17 protein-coding genes are annotated in these 17,720 nt (G+C 55.3%); 15 read left to right on the plus strand and 2 right to left on the minus strand.

Annotated features, from left to right (window positions below):
• The first annotated feature begins 243 nt into the window (after positions 1–243).
• The gene (locus VH413_12555) at positions 244–1,491 is read left to right on the plus strand and encodes a PQQ-binding-like beta-propeller repeat protein (GenBank protein ID HEX3799522.1); all 1,248 of its coding nucleotides are present in this window, start codon (positions 244–246) and stop codon (positions 1,489–1,491) included.
• 358 nt (positions 1,492–1,849) lie between these two features.
• Here VH413_12555 and VH413_12560 read toward each other — a convergent pair whose 3' ends face one another.
• Positions 1,850–2,980 (minus strand): ABC transporter permease, encoded by a 1,131-nt coding sequence (locus VH413_12560; protein HEX3799523.1) that lies wholly within the window; start codon positions 2,978–2,980, stop codon positions 1,850–1,852.
• A 963-nt stretch (positions 2,981–3,943) separates the two neighbouring features.
• On the opposite strand from VH413_12560, the gene VH413_12565 reads away from it, so the two are divergent.
• The 9 genes from VH413_12565 (at position 3,944) to ispE (ending at position 11,181) form a co-directional block, all read left to right on the plus strand.
• Positions 3,944–4,672 carry a MotA/TolQ/ExbB proton channel family protein gene (locus VH413_12565; GenBank protein HEX3799524.1) on the plus strand — a complete coding sequence of 243 codons (729 nt, stop codon included), beginning with the start codon at positions 3,944–3,946 and terminating at the stop codon, positions 4,670–4,672.
• Positions 4,672–5,091 (plus strand): biopolymer transporter ExbD, encoded by a 420-nt coding sequence (locus VH413_12570; GenBank protein HEX3799525.1) that lies wholly within the window; start codon positions 4,672–4,674, stop codon positions 5,089–5,091. The genes VH413_12565 and VH413_12570 overlap by 1 nt, the downstream gene beginning before the upstream one ends.
• Complete coding sequence (locus tag VH413_12575) at positions 5,092–6,036, plus strand: TonB family protein (protein ID HEX3799526.1); 945 nt, start codon at positions 5,092–5,094, stop codon at positions 6,034–6,036.
• The gene (locus tag VH413_12580; GenBank protein ID HEX3799527.1) at positions 6,033–7,214 is read left to right on the plus strand and encodes a hypothetical protein; all 1,182 of its coding nucleotides are present in this window, start codon (positions 6,033–6,035) and stop codon (positions 7,212–7,214) included. The genes VH413_12575 and VH413_12580 overlap by 4 nt, the downstream gene beginning before the upstream one ends.
• 24 nt (positions 7,215–7,238) lie before the next feature.
• Positions 7,239–7,838, plus strand: a complete 600-nt coding sequence (gene pal, locus VH413_12585; GenBank protein HEX3799528.1) for a peptidoglycan-associated lipoprotein Pal — start codon at positions 7,239–7,241, stop codon at positions 7,836–7,838.
• Positions 7,839–8,205: 367 nt separating this feature from the next.
• Positions 8,206–8,469: a twin-arginine translocase TatA/TatE family subunit gene (locus VH413_12590; protein ID HEX3799529.1), complete on the plus strand. Its 264-nt coding sequence runs from the start codon at positions 8,206–8,208 to the stop codon at positions 8,467–8,469.
• A gap of 20 nt (positions 8,470–8,489) precedes the next feature.
• The gene (locus VH413_12595) at positions 8,490–9,524 is read left to right on the plus strand and encodes a twin-arginine translocase subunit TatC (protein HEX3799530.1); all 1,035 of its coding nucleotides are present in this window, start codon (positions 8,490–8,492) and stop codon (positions 9,522–9,524) included.
• A 281-nt stretch (positions 9,525–9,805) separates the two neighbouring features.
• Entirely contained in the window at positions 9,806–10,246 is a 441-nt protein-coding gene (locus VH413_12600; protein ID HEX3799531.1) for an exosortase system-associated protein, TIGR04073 family, read from the plus strand.
• Positions 10,247–10,302: 56 nt separating this feature from the next.
• Positions 10,303–11,181: a 4-(cytidine 5'-diphospho)-2-C-methyl-D-erythritol kinase gene (gene ispE, locus VH413_12605; GenBank protein HEX3799532.1), complete on the plus strand. Its 879-nt coding sequence runs from the start codon at positions 10,303–10,305 to the stop codon at positions 11,179–11,181.
• A 159-nt stretch (positions 11,182–11,340) separates the two neighbouring features.
• On the opposite strand, the gene VH413_12610 is transcribed toward ispE, so the two are convergent.
• Positions 11,341–12,210 (minus strand): hypothetical protein, encoded by an 870-nt coding sequence (locus VH413_12610; GenBank protein HEX3799533.1) that lies wholly within the window; start codon positions 12,208–12,210, stop codon positions 11,341–11,343.
• 31 nt (positions 12,211–12,241) lie between these two features.
• On the opposite strand from VH413_12610, the gene VH413_12615 reads away from it, so the two are divergent.
• The 5 genes from VH413_12615 to VH413_12635 all read left to right on the plus strand — a co-directional run bounded on the left by VH413_12615 (position 12,242) and on the right by VH413_12635 (position 17,700).
• Entirely contained in the window at positions 12,242–12,454 is a 213-nt protein-coding gene (locus VH413_12615) for a hypothetical protein (protein ID HEX3799534.1), read from the plus strand.
• Positions 12,455–12,469: 15 nt separating this feature from the next.
• Complete coding sequence (locus VH413_12620) at positions 12,470–13,879, plus strand: DUF3463 domain-containing protein (GenBank protein HEX3799535.1); 1,410 nt, start codon at positions 12,470–12,472, stop codon at positions 13,877–13,879.
• A gap of 118 nt (positions 13,880–13,997) precedes the next feature.
• Positions 13,998–15,449, plus strand: coding sequence for a hopanoid biosynthesis associated radical SAM protein HpnJ (hpnJ, locus tag VH413_12625; protein ID HEX3799536.1), 1,452 nt, complete (start codon positions 13,998–14,000; stop codon positions 15,447–15,449).
• Positions 15,450–15,616: 167 nt separating this feature from the next.
• Positions 15,617–16,297: a response regulator transcription factor gene (locus VH413_12630; GenBank protein HEX3799537.1), complete on the plus strand. Its 681-nt coding sequence runs from the start codon at positions 15,617–15,619 to the stop codon at positions 16,295–16,297.
• A complete protein-coding gene (locus VH413_12635; protein HEX3799538.1) occupies positions 16,294–17,700 on the plus strand; it encodes a HAMP domain-containing sensor histidine kinase in 1,407 nt (468 codons plus the stop codon). Before VH413_12630 ends, VH413_12635 begins: the two co-directional genes overlap by 4 nt.
• Positions 17,701–17,720: the final 20 nt, after the last annotated feature.

The following is a 17,720-nucleotide window of genomic DNA, read 5'->3' on the forward strand; positions in this document are numbered from 1 at the left end:
TGCGCGGCAGCGCAGCCCTGCGCTAGATTGTCGGTCGTCCCTGCGAACTTGGTGGAGTGGCGGGTTCGTCCTGCGGTGCCGCGAAATATTTGTGGGTTTTGTTGAGTGATTTGGGAGCTTTTGGTCTAGTCACGGCTCGCGAGTACGCTCGCCCTCCCATTAAGTTGGTGGGAGGCGTTGGTGGGGAATTATGTTGTTGAACGTAGTCGCCAGGCTTCGGGCGATCCGGTAGCTTATCGGCAAATGAATCGCGTTTACTTGGTCCTCGCGTTTTTGCTGCTTGCATTGCTTCCGGCTTACGCCACCGATTGGCCGCAATTTCTTGGCCCGACGCGCAATGGCGTTTATCCCGGCAAAGACCTCGCCGCGACGTGGCCTACGGACGGGCCGCCGGTGGTTTGGCAGAAATCCGTCGGCCAAGGTTTTAGCGGGCCCGCAGTTGCGAATCATAAACTGATTCTTTTTCATCGCGTGGAAAATCAGGAGACGGTGGATTGTCTTGATGCGAAGGACGGCAAGACTCTTTGGACGTTTGCGTATCCCACCGCGTATGTGGATGACTTCGGTTTCGATGAAGGCCCGCGCGCGACGCCGAGCATCGCCGATGGCCGCGTGTTCACGTACGGCGCGGAAGGCAGGCTGCATTGCCTGGACTTCGCCACCGGCAAAAAAATCTGGAGCGTGGACGCCAAAAAAGTTTTCGGCGCGCCCAAGGGATTTTTTGGAATCGCCTGCTCGCCGCTGGTGGAGAGCAACGCGGTCCTGCTCAATATCGGCGGCAGCGATGGCGCGGGAATCGTCGCGTTCGATCAGGCGACCGGCAAAGTGTTGTGGAAAAGTTCCGAGGAAGCCGCGAGTTACTCGTCACCGGTGGCAGCGACGGTCAACGGGCGGCGATATGTTTTCTTCTTTACCCAAAGCGGACTTGTGGCCGTGGACCCGGCCGACGGGAAAATTCAATTTCGTTACACCTGGCATCCGCCCACGCGCACGTCCGTCAGCACAGCGACGCCGCTGGTCATCGGCGATTTAATTTTTCTTTCGGCGAGCTACGGAACCGGCGCGATTCTTCTGCGCATAAAAGATAATGCCGCTGAGAAAGTCTGGTCCGGCGACGACATTCTATCGAATCATTACGCGACGAGCGTCGAGCACAATGGATTTTTATTCGGCATAGATGGGCGTGCTGACCCGGGATTTTCGCCGGAACCGAGTTTGCGCTGCGTAGAATTGAAGACTGGAAAAATCCGCTGGAAAGATTCTTCTCTCGGTCCCGCCTCGGTGACGCTCGCCGGTGATGAATTGCTCGTGCTCACGGAAAAAGGCGAATTGATTCGCACACCCGCGATACCCGATGGTTTCAAGCCTGACGCTCGCGCACAGATTTTGCCATTCCAGGTGCGCGCGTTTCCGGCGATTGCGGACGGTTATCTGTACGCGCGCAGCAAGGACAAACTGGTTTGCATTAATCTCGGCAAGGCTGGAAATTAGAGGGTGTCTATGAATGAGGTAGTGTTCAGCGGAGCTTGAATCCGCGATCCTGAAGTTCAAATGTTATATAGCTCCATTCCTTTTGCTGCGTTACAACCCTTGATTTGGAAAGAGGTGGCATCCTCCAACTTCCAAAAAATACCTGGCCTGTGATAAAAAATCGCGCCACCGGCCACAACCTCGTTGAGGTTGGGGAACTTTTTCATGCTGACCCAAGGTAGGCCCGAAGACGGGCCAACCTTGGGCTGCGTTCCACAACATCTTCGATGTTGTCCAAAGGGAATGAAGATCAAGCTCTGCCGAACGCTATATCATTTATGGAAACGCTCTAATTTCCGCGTTCGCTTTTCATTGCTAGTCAGGCGGCTTTGAGTAAACGCCGTTTTGCGAGCCAGTTGTTGAATTGGTCGAGCACCACGGCAAGGATGACCACCGCGCCGATGATGATCTGGCTATAGTTCTGGTTGATCTCGAGGATGACGATGCCGGTGCTGATGAGTTGAATCACCAGCGCGCCGAGGGCGGCTCCCAGCGCAGAGCCTTTCCCGCCGGACAAGCTCGCGCCGCCCACGACCGCCGCCGCAATGACATTCAACTCGTAGCCCTGGCCATCGCCGGAGGTTGCCGCGCCGTAATAGCCGATGGAAAGCATCGCCGCGATACCCGCCGTCAAACCGCCGTAAATGAACACACTCAGTTTCACGCGATTGACGGAGATGCCGCTGTACGCGCTGGCAAGCTCATTGCCGCCGATGGCATAAATGCGCCGTCCGGACGCGAGGCGCGTTAGGTAAATTGCCCCCATCACCGTGACCAATATCATGACCATGAGCGGCACGAGCGACAGGCCATCGCCGACTTCCCAGCGGATGAGGTTGCGAAACGCCTGGGGGAAACCGCCGACCGATTGGCCGTTGGTGATGACGAAGGCGATGCCGCGATAAATAGTCATCGTGCCGAGCGTGATGATGAACGGATGCACGCGCAACGCCACGATCATGCTGCCGTTGAAAAATCCGGCGAGCGTGGCCGAGCCAATGCACACGAGAATTCCCAGCGTGACTCCCAGCCACGGCGGAGCGCCGCTGGCCGACCCGTCCGGGCCAAAATGTTGCAGCACCAGCGCGCCCAGCACGGACGCAAGCGCGTAGATGGCCGCGACCGACAAATCTATTCCGCCGGCGATGATGATGAACGTGGCACCGACGGCCATGATGGCGATGAAGCTCGTGTCCTTGGCGACTTGCGCGAGATTTTGGGCGTTGAGAAATTTATTTTTGGTGATGACGACCGGTTCCTGTTCGCCAGCGGCGTTGGTGCGGAACACGCGGACGCGTTCGCCCTGGGCGTTGGTCTCGAATTTGGGAACCTTGACGCTGCCGCCGAAAATCGTGAGCAACGCGGCGAGCACGAGGATGACGACGATGAGGCCGCCTTCCTGAAGGCGCAAAGCGGACCGGCGCGGCACGGCGTGGGTATTTTGGGTCATGCGACGGGGGACGGTAACAAGGTTGGAGGCGGTGATTCAAGCGGCGAGCCGATACAAAAGCGGGGATGCCTATTTGTCTGATTTCCCTGATGCTTAACCGCGGAGGCGCGGAGGTCCTTGCGGACGGCCACTGGGGGAGGGATGGGGAGATTCTGCGGAGTTTGGATTGGTAATAGGAAATACGAGCTTTTATTCGTTTGGTGCTGGCGTACGGGCTTGCCTCGCTGCGCTCGGAATAGTGGGTTTGATGTGGGTGCGGATTCCCCCGGCTGAAGCCGGGGGTTAATGAGAAGCGGTGGGGTTTTTGGGTGTTGATTTAAAAAATTTGGAGTGCTGGCGAGTCGTATTTGGCTTGAGGTCGAAATTAACTGGGAGGGTCCTTGCGGACGGCCACTAGGGGGAGGGATGGGGAGATTCTGCGGAGTTTGGATTGGTAATAGGAAATACGAGCTTTTTTCGTTTAGTGCTGGCGTACGGGCTTGCCTCGCTGCGCTCGGGATAGTGGATTTGATGTGGGTGCGGATTCCCCCGGCTGAAGCCGGGGGTTAATGAGAAGCGGTGGGGTTTTTGGGTGTTGATTTAAAAAATTTGGGAGCAATGGCGAACCGTGTTTGTCTGGCATGAACTCAAATTAATGGGTCCTTACGGACGGCTATTGGGAGAAGGGATTTTTTTAGAGCAAAAAGAGAATGAGAGAGTGCGCCTCTCTTTAGGCGTCATTTATCGGGAAATGTAAAAGAGGGAGGCGATGATTCATAAGATACTAACTATCAGTACTTTGTGCATTTCAACCTCCGCGTCTCCGCGGCTCCGCGGTTAAAAACGGCTCAGCGGAAATTATTTTGAAAAAATTATTTTGCAATTTCGGTCGTGGTGGTTAAAAATTTAGTTGACGTTAATCAAGTAACGCTTGGGCGACCTAATTCCTCACGACCAAGTAAACGTGGTTTCAATCGTGACGGAATGAATGTACCAATTTTCCTCGCCGCATTGAGCGGCGACAAGTCCAACACACCTGAGTTGCTCTACGTGTGGCAGCAAGCCACACCTGAGGCAAAGATCATCATCTTTTGCCTCTTCGTCTTTTCCATCATGGCGTGGTTCGTGATGTTCACCAAGGCGATCCAGATGCGCCGCGCGGCCAAGCTCAACCAATTTTTCGGCGCGGAATTCAAGAGCCAGAAAAATGTGCTCGGCATGTTCGACCGGCGTTTGCAGGTCGAGGGTTGCCCGCTGTTCATGGTTTATCAGGCGGGCAGCGTGGAATTGGACACGCGCTTAAAAAATCCTGAAGGCGGACGCAAACAATACGTCTCACTTAAAGGCATCGAACACGTGAAACGCTCGCTCGAAAATACCGTGGCGCAGGAATCGCTCAAGCTGGAGTCCGGTTTGATCCTGCTGGCGATTGCGGTCAGTGGCGCGCCGTTCCTCGGTTTGCTGGGAACGGTCTGGGGCGTGATGAGCACGTTCGGGCACATCGCGCAGCAGGGCAACGCGAGCCTGGCGGTCATGGCGCCGGGCGTGGCGGCGGCGTTGATCACGACCGTGGCGGGGTTGCTCGTGGCGATTCCCTCGATGTTCGGCTACAACTGGCTGGTTCACAATTTGCGAGTGATGACCGTGCAACTGGACAATTTCGCGCAGGAATTGATTTCGAAGATCGAGACGGAATATCTCGAGGACAACTGATGCGCCGCTTTTCCCAACGGAATTCGCTGGTGACGCTGAGTGATATTAATATCACTCCGCTGCTGGATTTGGCATTCGTATTGCTGATTATTTTCGTCATCACGACGCCGTTGCTGGAGAAAGGGCTGGATCTGCAACTGCCCGCGGGGGTGGGCAGGCAGGACAAGACGCTCCAGAAAAAAGATATTCACGTCGTCGAGGTGAGTTTGGCGGGTTATTACGTTCTCGATCATAAGGCGATGAAGCTCGACCAGATCAGCCGCGTGCTGGAAGACGAATTTCGGGCGAACCCGAACATGCTGGTATTCATCCGTGCGGATGAAAACGGGAAATATAAATTGGTGGCGGATATTTTGGATCGGTGTGAGCGGATTGGGATCACGCGGCTTTCCCTGCGCGGAGATGCGCGGGAAAAATAAATGAATCGGCTGGAAAAAAAATGCATTATGGCCAGCACGGCGTTTCACGGGACGCTGATCGGCATTTTATTGTTCGGTTCGGCGTTGATGCCGAGCCCGGACGACAAGGCTTTCAAACCGTTGACGGTTTATTCCGCCGCCGCGGTTTCCGATGCGCTTTCCAGCGGTGGAAATCCCGAGGCACGCGTGGCTCCGAATCCACCCGCGCCGGTCGCGCCGCCGCAGGAGCAAACTCCACCGACGCCGAAGCCGCTAGTCCAGCCGCCCGCGCCCAAACCGGTGGAGCAAATCGAGCCGCCCAAACCGCGGCGGGAAATTCCCAAGCCGCAGGAAGAGCGAGTCGAAATTCCGAAGGTTGAAAAAATCACCAAGGCGGAGAGGTTGAAGGCCGAGAAAATCAAGCTCGATCCCAAGCCGGAAAAGGCAGCGCCGGTCGAACCGCACAAAATTGTTTTGAGCAAAAATAATTTGAAACAGGCCGTGCGCAAAACGGACGACCGCGAACGCGTCGCGCGCGAAGCGGCGGAAAACGCGGCGATCGCGGCGCGCCGCAATGCGGCCAAGGAATTTACCTCGGCCTATCGCAGCCTTAGCAAAACTCTTTCGTCGAGCACGGTCGTGGAAGCGCCGGGCAACGGGGCGCCGGGCGAACTGTCCGTCAATTATCGCGACCTCATCGCCAGCAAATATTATAATGCCTGGACCGCGCCGACCGACCTGGACGATTCCACGCCCGTCGTCACCGCGTCCGTCACGATTGACCGCGATGGCAATGTGAAAAGCGCGCGCATCGTCACGCCTTCGGGAAATCGCTCGATGGACCGTTCCATTTTAAACGTGTTGAGCGCGGTGACATTTTTTGAACCATTCTCTGCGTCCATGAAAGAGCAGGAGATGACCGTCAGCATTAAATTTAATCTATTGGCCAAACGAGGAACTGGATGAACAAATTATTCGGAAAGAAAATTTCAATCGCGTTGCTCGCGATTGCGCTCGGATTCGCGCGATTGTGGGCGGAAGACATCATTGTTCAAAAGGAAAATGATTTTGCCGGGTTGACGCCGCCGGTTCCGATCGCGGTCATGGGTTTTACCGGCGCGGTCGCGAAAGCCTTGAACTTCGATTTGACGGTGATGGGTTTCAAGGAAGTGCCAGCGGAATCTGCCCAATACGTTTTGTCCGGCAACAACAACGGCCAGGTGCAGGGACAATTAAGCTCGGGGAAAAATGTTTTGCTCTCAAAAATTTACAGCGGCGGTAGCGAACGCGTGCAGGCGCATCGGCTCGCGGATGACGTCGTGTTGAAACTGACCGGCGTGAATGGAATCGCGAGCACCAAGATTGCATTCAAGGGAACGTCCGTCCGAGGCGAGGGGGAAATTTATATTTCAGACTTCGACGGTTACAATCGCCAGGCGATCACGCAGGACAATGTCATTGTCGCCGCGCCGTGCTGGGTTCCGGGACATTTCGCGCTTTATTACACGTCGTATAAAATGGGTTCGCCGGATATTTTTTATCAAAATCTTTCGACCGCCGAGCGCCGCAACTTCGCGCATTACGGCGGCATGAACAGCAGCGCCGCCGTCTCGCCGGACGGACGCCGCGTGGCGATGGTTCTGAGCAAGAGTGGCAGCCCGGATATTTTTGTGTGCGATGCCGACGGCAGCGGTTTGAAACAACTGAGCACCACGCGCGAGGCGTCTTCGCCGTGCTGGTCGCCGGATGGACGATGGATTTGTTTCGCGGCGCGGGTCGCGGGACGCCGTGCGCTTTACAAAGTGCCAGCGAATGGTGGACAGATGGAACGCATCCCAACCAGTGGCATTTCCAATCCCTCGGAACCGGATTGGTCGCCTGACGGGAAGTGGATCGCGTTCACGGCGCAGATGGGCAGCTTCAGTATTTGCGTGGTGCCGTCGTCCGGCGGATCGGCCACGCCGCTGGTCGAGGGAGAAGACCCGAGTTGGTCGCCGAATTCGCGGACATTGGTATTTGTGAGGCGCGGGAGTGGTGGAAATCGCCAGTTGTCTTTGCTTGACGTGCCTACAAAACAAGTCAAGGATGCTGCCCGGGTTTCGGGAAGCAATTCAAGTAACTCACAACCCAGTTGGGCAAGATAAACTTCCCACGGAATAACAATGCACATGAAACTCACGAAGATAACTCATTTATTGGTGTTGGGGACTGCCCTGACAATCACCGCAGTTGGCTGCAAAACCCATCCGTTAAACCCGACGCCGCTTCAGGGTTCGCGCCAGCATATCGGTGATGCCTCTGGTCCTGGCAACGGCATGCCCATCGGGCAGAGCGACATTAACGCCAATCCCATCAGCACGACGAATGGCATTCCTCCGAACGAAAATGACAAACATAAAGATTGGGTGGAAGACCCGGGCGCGCTCAAGGCGCAGACGATTTATTTTGATTTCGACAAGTCATCCATCAAAACCGGCGAACAATCCAAACTGGATGACGTGGCCAATTATCTCAAGAGCAACCCCGCCGCCGCCGTGAAGGTGGAAGGAAATTGCGACGAACGCGGCACGGAAGAATATAACCGCTCGCTCGGCGAACGCCGCGCCCTCGCCGCCCGCGAATACCTCGTGAACCTGGGCATCGAAGCCTCGCGCGTGGACACCATCAGCTTCGGCGAAGACAAGCCCGTGGACCCTTCCCACAACGAAGCCGCCTGGTCCAAAAACCGCCGCGACGACTTCGTGGTGCTCACACCGCCGAAGATGTAATCGCGAAAAATTCTGAGTTTCGAAAAGGTGCGCTGGCATTCGGCGCGCCTTTTTTATTTACGATGGACGATTTACGATTGACGCGCGATGGGCGCACCCATCGCGAAGAAATCTCCGTGGAACCAACACATCTCAGATAAATTTTTTTTAAGCTTCAAACTCCGTTGCCGTCAAACTATTGCATCACGCGAATTTGCGAATGAAAATAAACCCCATTATCGGATTGACGACCTCTTTTTAGGCCCGCCAAAAGCTCAAAACCACCTAAATCCCCGATCACAAATCGTAAATAAAGAGTCTTTACTATCGTTCCGCGATGGCTTAACTTATTTATAACTTAGGAAAGTCTATGAATGCAATTTTAGGTCTGTTCAATCTCGGTGGCGGCGAAATCATTTTGATTCTCGCGGTCGTTCTCCTGCTTTTCGGCGCGAAGAAATTGCCGGAATTGGCCAAGGGTCTCGGCCAGGGCATCAAGGAATTCAAGAAAGCCACGCGCGATGTGAGCGACGAAATGCACAACGCCATGCGCGAGACTCCCGAGCCTCCACCCCAGCGCAAGCTTCCCCCTGCGGTCATCGCTCACGAGCCTGAGCCCACCGTGACGCCGACGCCTAGCCAGAAGGCTTGATCCTGCAGTAACATTGCGTCATGGCAATTGAGCCCGAAGAGGACCGTACTCTGGAGGAGGACGAGGGCGGGCCAGTTAAATCCTTTCTCGAACATCTCGAAGATTTCCGCTGGGCTTTGATCAAAAGCGGCGCGGCGGTCTTGATCGGGGTCATCATCTGCCTGCTCGCGGGCAATTACGTCGTAAAAATCCTCACGCGTCCGCTCACCAAGGCTGTTTCTGCCCGGCCCGGCACCAACCAGGTCGTCTCGGTATTTTTTGGCACAAATCGGCTGAGCATCTTTGACCTGAACAGCGCGCAGCAAAAATTGTTGAACCTCGGCACCAACCGGTTCGTCGCGCTGGACGTTACCCCCATCACGATTTCTTCCGGCACGAATCAAATTCAAGTGCTCGGCCTGACGGTGAACACGAACCTGGAGTTCACCGATCAACCCAAACACATGGAGATGAGTTTGCTGGTACTTGGCCCGGCGCAGGCGTTCCTCGTGGGTTTTCATCTAGCGCTCTACGGAGGCATCGGGCTTGCTTCGCCATTCATTTTTTATTTCCTGGGGCAGTTCGCTTTTCCCGCGCTTAAGCTGCACGAGAAAAAATATTTCTATCGCGGCATCGGCTTTGCGCTGCCGCTGTTTATTTGCGGCGTGACCTTTTGTTATTTCGTCCTCCTGCCCGCGGCGCTGGCGGCATCGCAAGTCTATGCGAATTGGTTCGGTTTCACTTCCACGATGTGGGAGGCGGGAGATTATTTTGGTTTCGTCGCCAAATTTTTGCTGGGTATGGGACTTGGCTTTGAACTGCCGGTCGTGATTTTGGTGCTCGTGAAAATCGGGCTGGTGGATTACGCGCTCCTCTCGAAGATGCGGCCCTACATGATCGTGATCAACCTCGTGCTGGGCGCGGTGCTCACGACGCCGGAAGTTCTGACGCAAGTTTTGATGGCCGTGCCCCTTCAGTTACTTTACGAAATCAGCGTATGGATCGCGTGGTATTGGGAACGCCAGGAAAAGAAACGCGCCGCCGCGCAGGAACGTGACCTGGGCAACCGTCCATAATTACTGATGGCGGTAGAAATTTTGGAATGCATTCCTGGGGAGCGCGCGCGTCTCGCGTGCAGTGGCTGGCGTCCCGTCAGCCACATATCTCTTATCTCTTCGTGACTCAAGTCCGGCTCACTCACCAACAGCCGCCAGGGCGCGTACGTTCCTTAGGAAATGGCGGTTCGTTTCCAGCCATTCGATTTTAAACCGATTCGCACAAAATTATCGCCTCGGTTGAAAACCCCTTTACAAAAGCACGATTGCCGATAGAATATTTTTAACAGACACAAATTTTTATGCGTAACACTGTATATCTGCTCTTGGGTTCAATCACCCTCGCCCTGTTTGCCGCCGGCTGCGCCGGTCCCGAAGAAAAATTAGGCCGTGGTGTCAGCAACATGGGCGAAATCGTCCGCCAGAGCGAATTGCAGCGTTCCGTTGAGCAAAGCGGAACTTTTGGCGGCACTGATGTCGGCCTGACCACCGGTTTCGTCAAAGGCGTTGACCACACGATCGTTCGCACCGGCGTGGGCATCTACGAAATCGTGACCTTCCCGATCCCGCCGTATCATCCCGTGCTGACCGATTATATGCCGCCCAAGTCCCTTTATCCGGACGGCTACAAACCCCGCAAATGGTCCGACGCCACGTTTGATACCGACCGCATGATTGGTTTCAGTGGCGGCGACGTAGCTCCGTGGTTTCCGGGCAGCAAGTTCCGCGTGTTCGACAATTAATATCCGGATTTGAATTTTCCGAATCGCGCCAACATTCGTGTGTTGGCGCTTTTTTTATGTCCGTAAGCCTGCAAAAAGATTCGCCCTGCAAAGTCAATCTGTTGCTCAACATCCTGGGCAAACGGCCCGATGGTTTTCACGAATTGGAAACCGTCATGCATCCCGTCCAATTCTGCGATCAACTGACTTTTTCGCGAAGCGGGCAGGGGATCGAACTCACTTGCAGCGACGCCACCCTGCCGACCGATTCCCGAAATCTCGTGCATCGCGCCGCGTCGTCATTTCTACAAGCCAGCGGCATCACCGACGGTGTGCGCATCCATCTCGAGAAAAAAATTCCCCAGGCTGCTGGGCTCGGCGGCGGCAGCGGCAACGCCGCCACGACCCTGCTCGGCTTGAACGAACTTTTCAGCGCGCCGCTGTCCTTGGAAAAATTGCACACGCTCGCCGCCGCCCTCGGTTCGGACATCAATTTCTTCCTGCAAACCAAGCCTGCCCTTGCCACCGGCCGCGGCGAAAAAGTAATTTCCTTCGAGCCATTTTCCGCGATGCGCGGCGCGGCCTTCGTGCTCGTCCATCCCGGCTTTGGAATTTCCACCGCGTGGTCCTATCAAAACCTCGCGCGCTTTCCCGCCGCGCTGAATGGCCAACCCGGCCGCGCCCAACGCCTGATCCAAGCGCTTCAGAAAGAAACTTTGCCCGCCGCCAGCCGTGAATTTTACAATTCACTCGAAGCGCCCGCGCTGGAAAAATTTCCGCTGCTCGTCTTGTTTCAGGATTTTTTCCGCGAGCACGGCGCGGCGGCAACGCTGATGTCCGGCAGCGGTTCTACGACCTTTGCCGTCGCGGAAAATCTTACGCTTGCCGAAAAACTGGCCGAAGAATTTCGCAAAAAATTCGGAACGAAAAACTGGCTCGCCGTCGTGCCCGCTTAGAAAGCCCGCTTTATTTGCGCGCGATTCCCCTCCCAGCGGATCGCGGGTCTATGACCCGCAGCAATGCACGAATAAGATTGCCGCTCAAGGCCGAATCAAGCGCGGCTTGACCGGATGGACCTTGCTGCGAGGTCATAGACTGCGATCCGCCAGGACTTCCTAATTCTCCTGCGACTTGCGCGGCGGCGTCATCTTCACCGGCTCATTGGCTTTCCGGTGCGCTGCCTCGATGCGCGGATTCCAATCGTCCCAGCTTGAAGCCCAATCATCACCGGTAAGTTTCATCCGCGCGCCCGGCAGGATGTCATCAAGATTTTTTAAATCCCGCAAAGCCCCATTGCGATCGCCCCACTTCAATTCCGCCTCGATAAGATTAAGTTGATTCTCCGGATAATCGGGAAATAATTTTACCGCCGCTTGAAGATGCGTCCGCGCCTTGCTTTTATTGCCATTGCCAATCGGCCATCCTGGCGCTTCAAGATAAAGCAAACCAAGATTGCGATCCGGCCCTGCAAAATCAAATGTAGGATCGAGCTTCAAGGCGATTTTGATTTCCGATTCCATTTGCCCAAGAATTTTCAATGCGCCAATGGTTTTGGTCTGCGCCAGCTGGCCGAGGTTCATGAATAAATAATAGTGCGCGGCGGCGGAATCAGACTCTCGGTTGATCACTTTTTTGCACGCGGCAATGCCCTCAGAAGCGATCATGGCACGCTGGCTATCGGAAGCGGCGAAGTCCGCCCAATCAAAACAGGCGCGGGCAAATTGCCATGCGGCTTCGTCATTACCGGGTTCCGTCTCGAAACGATGCTTGGCGGTTTGATAGGTTCGGCCAACTCGAACGGCAAACTGAGGCTTGCCAGGATTCGTCTGCGGATTGTCAGCTTTTGCGGAAAGATTTGAATGCAGAAGCAAGCCCAGGCATCCAATGATATGGCAGATGCTCCAAATCGTGCGAAAAGGGGCATCCCGCCGTTGAATGGAGGCCAAAGGACGCTTGGAAAAGGGCCAATTAAATATTGCTAACATAACGCTTTAGACGTATATAAAGTAGCATCGAGTGAAATTAAATTGGAAATATAGCACGTTCGCCGTCGTCATAGCCATGACGATGTTGTGTTCGGGTTGCGGGGGCTTCAGTGCTTCACGCGGCGTATCTCCGTTAAACATCTTGATGCCCGCTACTTTGCTTCAGGCAGATCCCAAGCTGCCCTCATCCGAACCTGTTCCGCAAACTGCGCCGATCCAGCAACTGGCGCAAAGCCAATATTAAAATCTAAAATTATTTATGCGATTCCCCTTGGCCCTGACGGCTAAAATCGCCGGGCACATCATTAAACAACGAGTCAAGCGCACACCGAAATTCGCGATGGTGCTGCAACTCGAGCCGCTGCACACCTGCAACCTGACCTGCACCGGTTGTGGCCGCATCCGCGAATATTCCACCAGCCTCAAGGACATGATGTCCCTCGAGGATTGCCTCGGCGCAGCCGTGGAGTGCAACGCCCCGATGGTTTCCATCTGCGGTGGCGAGCCGTTGATTTATCCCAAGATCGAGGAACTCGTGAACGGTTTGCTCGAGCAAGGCCGCATCGTTTACATCTGCACCAACGGCATGTTCATGCGCAAAAAAATGCGCGATTACATGTCGAGCATTTACAGCCCGGAGTTCGAGCCCACCCTCGCGAAGTTGCTTGAAGAAAAATTGGTTTCCGCCAAGGACGCGGACGAAATTCGCAAAGGCAAAAAAGATCGTGCCGTCATCAGCCCGAGTAAATGGACATATTGGAACGTCCATATTGACGGCCTCGAATACATCCATGATTTGATCGTCGAGCGCGAAGGCGTCTTCAAGGAATGCGTGGACGCCATCAAAATGGCGAAAATCCTCGGCTATCAGGTCGCCACGAACACCACCGTTTACAAGGAAACCGAAGTCACGGAAATCGAGCAGATGTTCGAATATTTTTCCTGGCTCGGCGTGGATGCTCACACCATTTCGCCCGGTTACGAATATGACGCCGCGAAAAAAGACATGGTGAAGCGCCTCGACAAGCAGCCGGAAGATTTCTTCCTCACGCGCAAGATGACGCGCCAGAAATTCGCCAAGATGGAAGAATGGGCCGAGAAATACACCATCATCGGCACTGCCGTTTACCAGGAATTTCTCGCCGGCAAACGCGATTTGACTTGCACACCGTGGGCTATTCCCACGCGCAATATCCGCGGCTGGAAAGCCCCCTGCTACCTGATGACCGATGGTCACTACCCCAAGTATCAGGAGATGCTTGAGAAGGTGAATTGGGACAAATACGGTGTGGTGGACGGCGTCGCCCGCGACCCACGCTGCGAGAATTGCATGGTCCATTGCGGTTACGATCCCAGCGGCGCGCTCGGCACGAATTATCAGAGCGGTGACACTTGGAAAAACCTGAAATATAATTTCAGCGCCAAGCCCAAGCCTTCCGAAGCCGGCAAACACGTGAATGCTTTCAACGGCTTCTCCATCGGCAAAGGCCATCTCGCCGAAGCCAAAGCCGCAATCAATTCCCCTCGCGCCGCGATGAATGGCGCGCAGGCAGCGTTCGCCAAACCAGCGGAATCGCATGACCACGCCGACGGCGGCAGTTGCGGCACAGGTGATACCACCCAGCGCGACGAGTTGCTGGCGAAGATTGCGCAGAAGAAGGATGCGTAAGTATCTCAAGATGATGGACGGAGATACCTTTCCTTCTGCACCCAACATTTTTACAAAGAAGAAGTAATGCGCGAAAGCATTGAGTCTTGTCGTGCATCGTGACATCAAAATTTAAACTATGAGCAAAACTCTATTCTTAAGTCCTCCTTCGTTTGACGGTTTTGATGGTGGCGCCGGTGCGCGTTACCAGGCCAAGCGCGAGATCCGCTCGTTCTGGTATCCCACATGGCTCGCGCAACCCGCCGCGCTCGTGCCGAACAGCAAGCTCATGGACTGCCCGCCGCATGACATTGACGTCAAGACCTGTCTCGCCGAGGCCAAAAATTACGACCACGTCATCATCCACACTTCCACGCCTTCGTTGCGCAATGATGCCCGCGTCGCCGAAGCCATCAAGGAACAAAAGCCCGGCACGACCATTGGTTTTGTCGGCGCGCACGCCGCCGTGTTGCCTAGCGAAACGCTGAAAGCGTCGCCTGCGATTGATTGGGTTGGCCGCAAGGAATTCGATTATACCTGCAAAGAAGTCGCCGAAGGCCGTCCGATTTCCGAAGTCACCGGTCTCTCGTATCGCAAGGACGGCAAAGTCGTCCACAATCCCGAACGCGAACTCATTCACGACATGGACGCGCTCCCGTGGGTGACGGACGTTTACAAACGCGACCTCGAAATCGAAAAATATTCCATCGGCTACCTCAAAGACCCCTACGTCTCGCTTTACACCGGCCGCGGTTGTCCCGCGCAATGCACCTTCTGTCTCTGGCCGCAAACCATCGGCGGACACAAATATCGCGTTCGCTCGCCTGAAAACGTCGCCGCCGAAATGGCCCACGCTAAAAAACTTTTCCCGCAAGTGCAGGAATTTTTCTTCGACGACGACACCTTCACCGCGAACCTCCCGCGCGCGCGCGAAATCGCGACGCAACTCAAGCCGCTCGGCCTCACGTGGTCGTGCAACAGTCGCGCGAACGTCAATTACGAGACGATCAAGCACATGAAGGATTGCGGCCTGCGCCTGTTCCTCGTCGGCTACGAATCCGGCAATCAGGAAATCCTCAACCGCATCAAGAAGGGCATCCAAATCGAGGAAGCCAAACAGTTCACGAAAAATTGCAAAGACCTTGGCGTCATCATCCACGGCACATTCATCCTCGGCTTGCCGGTCGAGACGCGCGAGACCATCGAGCAGACGATTCGTTACGCAATGGATTTGGACGTGTTCAGTATCCAGGTTTCACTCGCCGCACCCTATCCCGGCACCGAGCTTTACGAAATGGCCCGTCAAAACGGCTGGTTCGCCAAAAAGGACAAGACCGACATCATCCACGACGACGGCTTGCAGCAATCCACGCTCGAATATCCCGGCCTGACAAAGGAAGAAATTTACGAGTCGGTGGATCGTTTCTATCGCACCTATTATCTGCGCCCGAAACCCATTCTGCGCATCATCAAAACGATGCTTGAGGACAAGGACGTCTGTGTGCGCCGCCTGCGCGAAGGCTATGAATTCTTCAGCACGCTCAATCAGCGTAAAAAAGACGCCGCGTCGGCAGCCTCGGCGGCAGCGTAAGACACAATTATAAAACTTGGCGGCGCTCAATCGAGCGCCGCTTTTTTTTGCATTCAACGCAGCTTTACTTCGTTCCACAACCATTCGACTTTGTTCTTTATCCGGCGCATGATAACTTAAAGATAACGGCCAATCCTTTTCGAGCGGTCGCCATTTTTAGAAAGCCCATGCGCATCTTATTGATTGAGGACGAGCAAAAAGTCGCAGAATTTGTCGCGCGCGGCCTGCGCGCGGAACGCTTCGCGGTGGATACCGCCAGCGACGGACTGCGCGGCTGGGAAATGGCTTCCGCGTATAGTTACGACCTCGTCGTCCTCGATCTCATGCTTCCCGGCCTGAGCGGCACGGAGGTGTTGAAACGCATTCGCCGTCAAAAATCCCAAGTGCCGTTACTTGTGTTGACGGCGCGCGACGGCACGGCGGAGAAGGTCGAAACTTTTGAAGCCGGCGCGGATGATTATCTTACCAAGCCTTTCGCTTTTGCCGAATTGCTCGTGCGCGTGAAGGCGTTGTTGCGCCGTGGCACGACCGATCGTTCGAGCATTCTCCGCGTCGGCGATCTCGAGGTGGATCGTCTCGCGCAACAAGTTCGCCGCGCGGGCAAGCGCATCGAACTCACCTCAAAAGAATACGGCCTGCTCGAATATCTCGTGGCCAATGCCGGACGCGTCCTTTCACGCACGATGATCATCGAGCATGTCTGGGACGAAAGTTTTGAAGGCCTCACCAACATCGTGGATGTTTACGTTCGCCACCTGCGCAGCAAAGTGGACGTGCCGCACGAGACAAAATTGATCCGTACCATTCGTGGTGTCGGCTACAGCATCAGCGACGAACCCGAGCCATGAACACGCGCTCGATCCGATTTCGGCTCGTGGTTTGGTACGCCGGTTTGTTGATCGCGGTTTTTGTTTTGCTGAGCGGATTGATTTACGGCGGCCTGAAATTGTATCTTGAACGCAGTCTCGCGCAGTCGCAAATCCGCCGCGCGCGGCAAATCGCCGAGACCCTGCTGGCAAATATTTCCGCCACCGGGGAAGCGCACGTGATTGACGAAATCAATTCGTGGTTCGCGCCCGAGACGAACGACCGTTTCATCCGCATCACCGGCGAAAACTCCACCGTCCTGTATCGCTCGACCAACCCGCGTGACCGCAGTTTTGACGTGAACGCGGTGCCACCATTTGCTGATACCGGTGATAAAATTTTATGGCGAAAACAAATATTGCCCGAACACAAAGATTTGTTGATCGCCGCGGTGCCGTACATAACTGCCAGCGGAAAACATTACCTCGTTGAAGTCGGCGCATCGCTGGAACCGGTGAAAGATGTGTTGCATCAACTGGTCATGTTGCTCGCGCTGGGGCTGACAGGCATGGTTGTGGCAGCGATTGGCAGTGGCTATTTCTTGGTGACTCGTGCCCTGGCGCCGGTGGACGAACTCAGCAGCAGCGCGCGCCGGATTACCTTGAACAATCTCAAGGAACGATTGCCCGCTGCGCAAACCGGCGATGAATTGGAACGCCTCGCCATTTCCTTGAACCACATGATCGCGCGCCTCGACGATGCTCTCGAGTACAATCGCCGTTTCATTGCCGACGCATCACATGAATTGCGCACGCCGCTGACCATCATGCGCGGCGAATTGGAATCGGTCGTCGAACAAATAGATCCGTCGCCCGAATTGCAGCGCAAAGCCGCCAGCGTGCTTGAGGAAGTCGAACGCCTCGCGCGCATTGTTGAAGGACTGTTCGCCATTTCGCGCCTCGATGCCGGTGAAGCGCAAAAAGAATCCGCACCGTTCGACTTGGGCGAACTCGCCACCAGCACTGCCGAACAAATGTGTCTGCTCGCCGAGGACAAGGACATTACCATCACCGCCAGCGCGCCCGAAAAAGTCATCGTCAAAGGCGACCGCGCGCGCGTGAAACAAGTCGTGGTCAACCTCCTCGACAACGCGATCAAATACACGCAATCCGGCGGCAAGGTGAATTTGCGCGTCTCTCCTCACGCCAGCAAAGCGATCCTCGAAGTTGAGGACAATGGCATCGGCATCCCGACCGATGCCCAGCCGCATATCTTCGAACGATTCTTTCGCGTCGAAGCCGCGCGCTCCCGTGAATCCGGCGGCGCAGGTCTTGGCCTCTCCATCGTGAAATCCATCTGCACCGCCCACGGCGGCCACGTCTCCGTGCAGAGTACCGAAGGCGCGGGCAGTTGCTTCAAAGTCGAACTTCCCCTGGCGCAATAGCCGTTCGCAACTTATTCCAT

The sequence above is a fragment of the Verrucomicrobiia bacterium genome, from assembly GCA_036268055.1.
In the GTDB taxonomy this organism is placed as follows: Bacteria; Verrucomicrobiota; Verrucomicrobiia; order Limisphaerales; family Pedosphaeraceae; genus DATAUW01.

Excerpts from the sequence above, each read along its gene's own strand:
- VH413_12630 (HEX3799537.1), top strand. The coding sequence starts at position 15,617 with ATGCGCATCTTATTGATTGAGGACGAGCAAAAAGTCGCAGAATTTGTC.
- VH413_12570 (HEX3799525.1), top strand. The coding sequence starts at position 4,672 with ATGCGCCGCTTTTCCCAACGGAATTCGCTGGTGACGCTGAGTGATATT.
- VH413_12635 (HEX3799538.1), top strand. The coding sequence starts at position 16,294 with ATGAACACGCGCTCGATCCGATTTCGGCTCGTGGTTTGGTACGCCGGT.
- VH413_12560 (HEX3799523.1), bottom strand. The coding sequence starts at position 2,980 with ATGACCCAAAATACCCACGCCGTGCCGCGCCGGTCCGCTTTGCGCCTT.
- VH413_12575 (HEX3799526.1), top strand. The coding sequence starts at position 5,092 with ATGAATCGGCTGGAAAAAAAATGCATTATGGCCAGCACGGCGTTTCAC.
- pal (HEX3799528.1), top strand. The coding sequence starts at position 7,239 with ATGAAACTCACGAAGATAACTCATTTATTGGTGTTGGGGACTGCCCTG.
- VH413_12555 (HEX3799522.1), top strand. The coding sequence starts at position 244 with ATGAATCGCGTTTACTTGGTCCTCGCGTTTTTGCTGCTTGCATTGCTT.
- VH413_12595 (HEX3799530.1), top strand. The coding sequence starts at position 8,490 with ATGGCAATTGAGCCCGAAGAGGACCGTACTCTGGAGGAGGACGAGGGC.
- VH413_12580 (HEX3799527.1), top strand. The coding sequence starts at position 6,033 with ATGAACAAATTATTCGGAAAGAAAATTTCAATCGCGTTGCTCGCGATT.
- VH413_12600 (HEX3799531.1), top strand. The coding sequence starts at position 9,806 with ATGCGTAACACTGTATATCTGCTCTTGGGTTCAATCACCCTCGCCCTG.
- ispE (HEX3799532.1), top strand. The coding sequence starts at position 10,303 with ATGTCCGTAAGCCTGCAAAAAGATTCGCCCTGCAAAGTCAATCTGTTG.
- VH413_12620 (HEX3799535.1), top strand. The coding sequence starts at position 12,470 with ATGCGATTCCCCTTGGCCCTGACGGCTAAAATCGCCGGGCACATCATT.
- hpnJ (HEX3799536.1), top strand. The coding sequence starts at position 13,998 with ATGAGCAAAACTCTATTCTTAAGTCCTCCTTCGTTTGACGGTTTTGAT.
- VH413_12610 (HEX3799533.1), bottom strand. The coding sequence starts at position 12,210 with ATGTTAGCAATATTTAATTGGCCCTTTTCCAAGCGTCCTTTGGCCTCC.
- VH413_12565 (HEX3799524.1), top strand. The coding sequence starts at position 3,944 with ATGAATGTACCAATTTTCCTCGCCGCATTGAGCGGCGACAAGTCCAAC.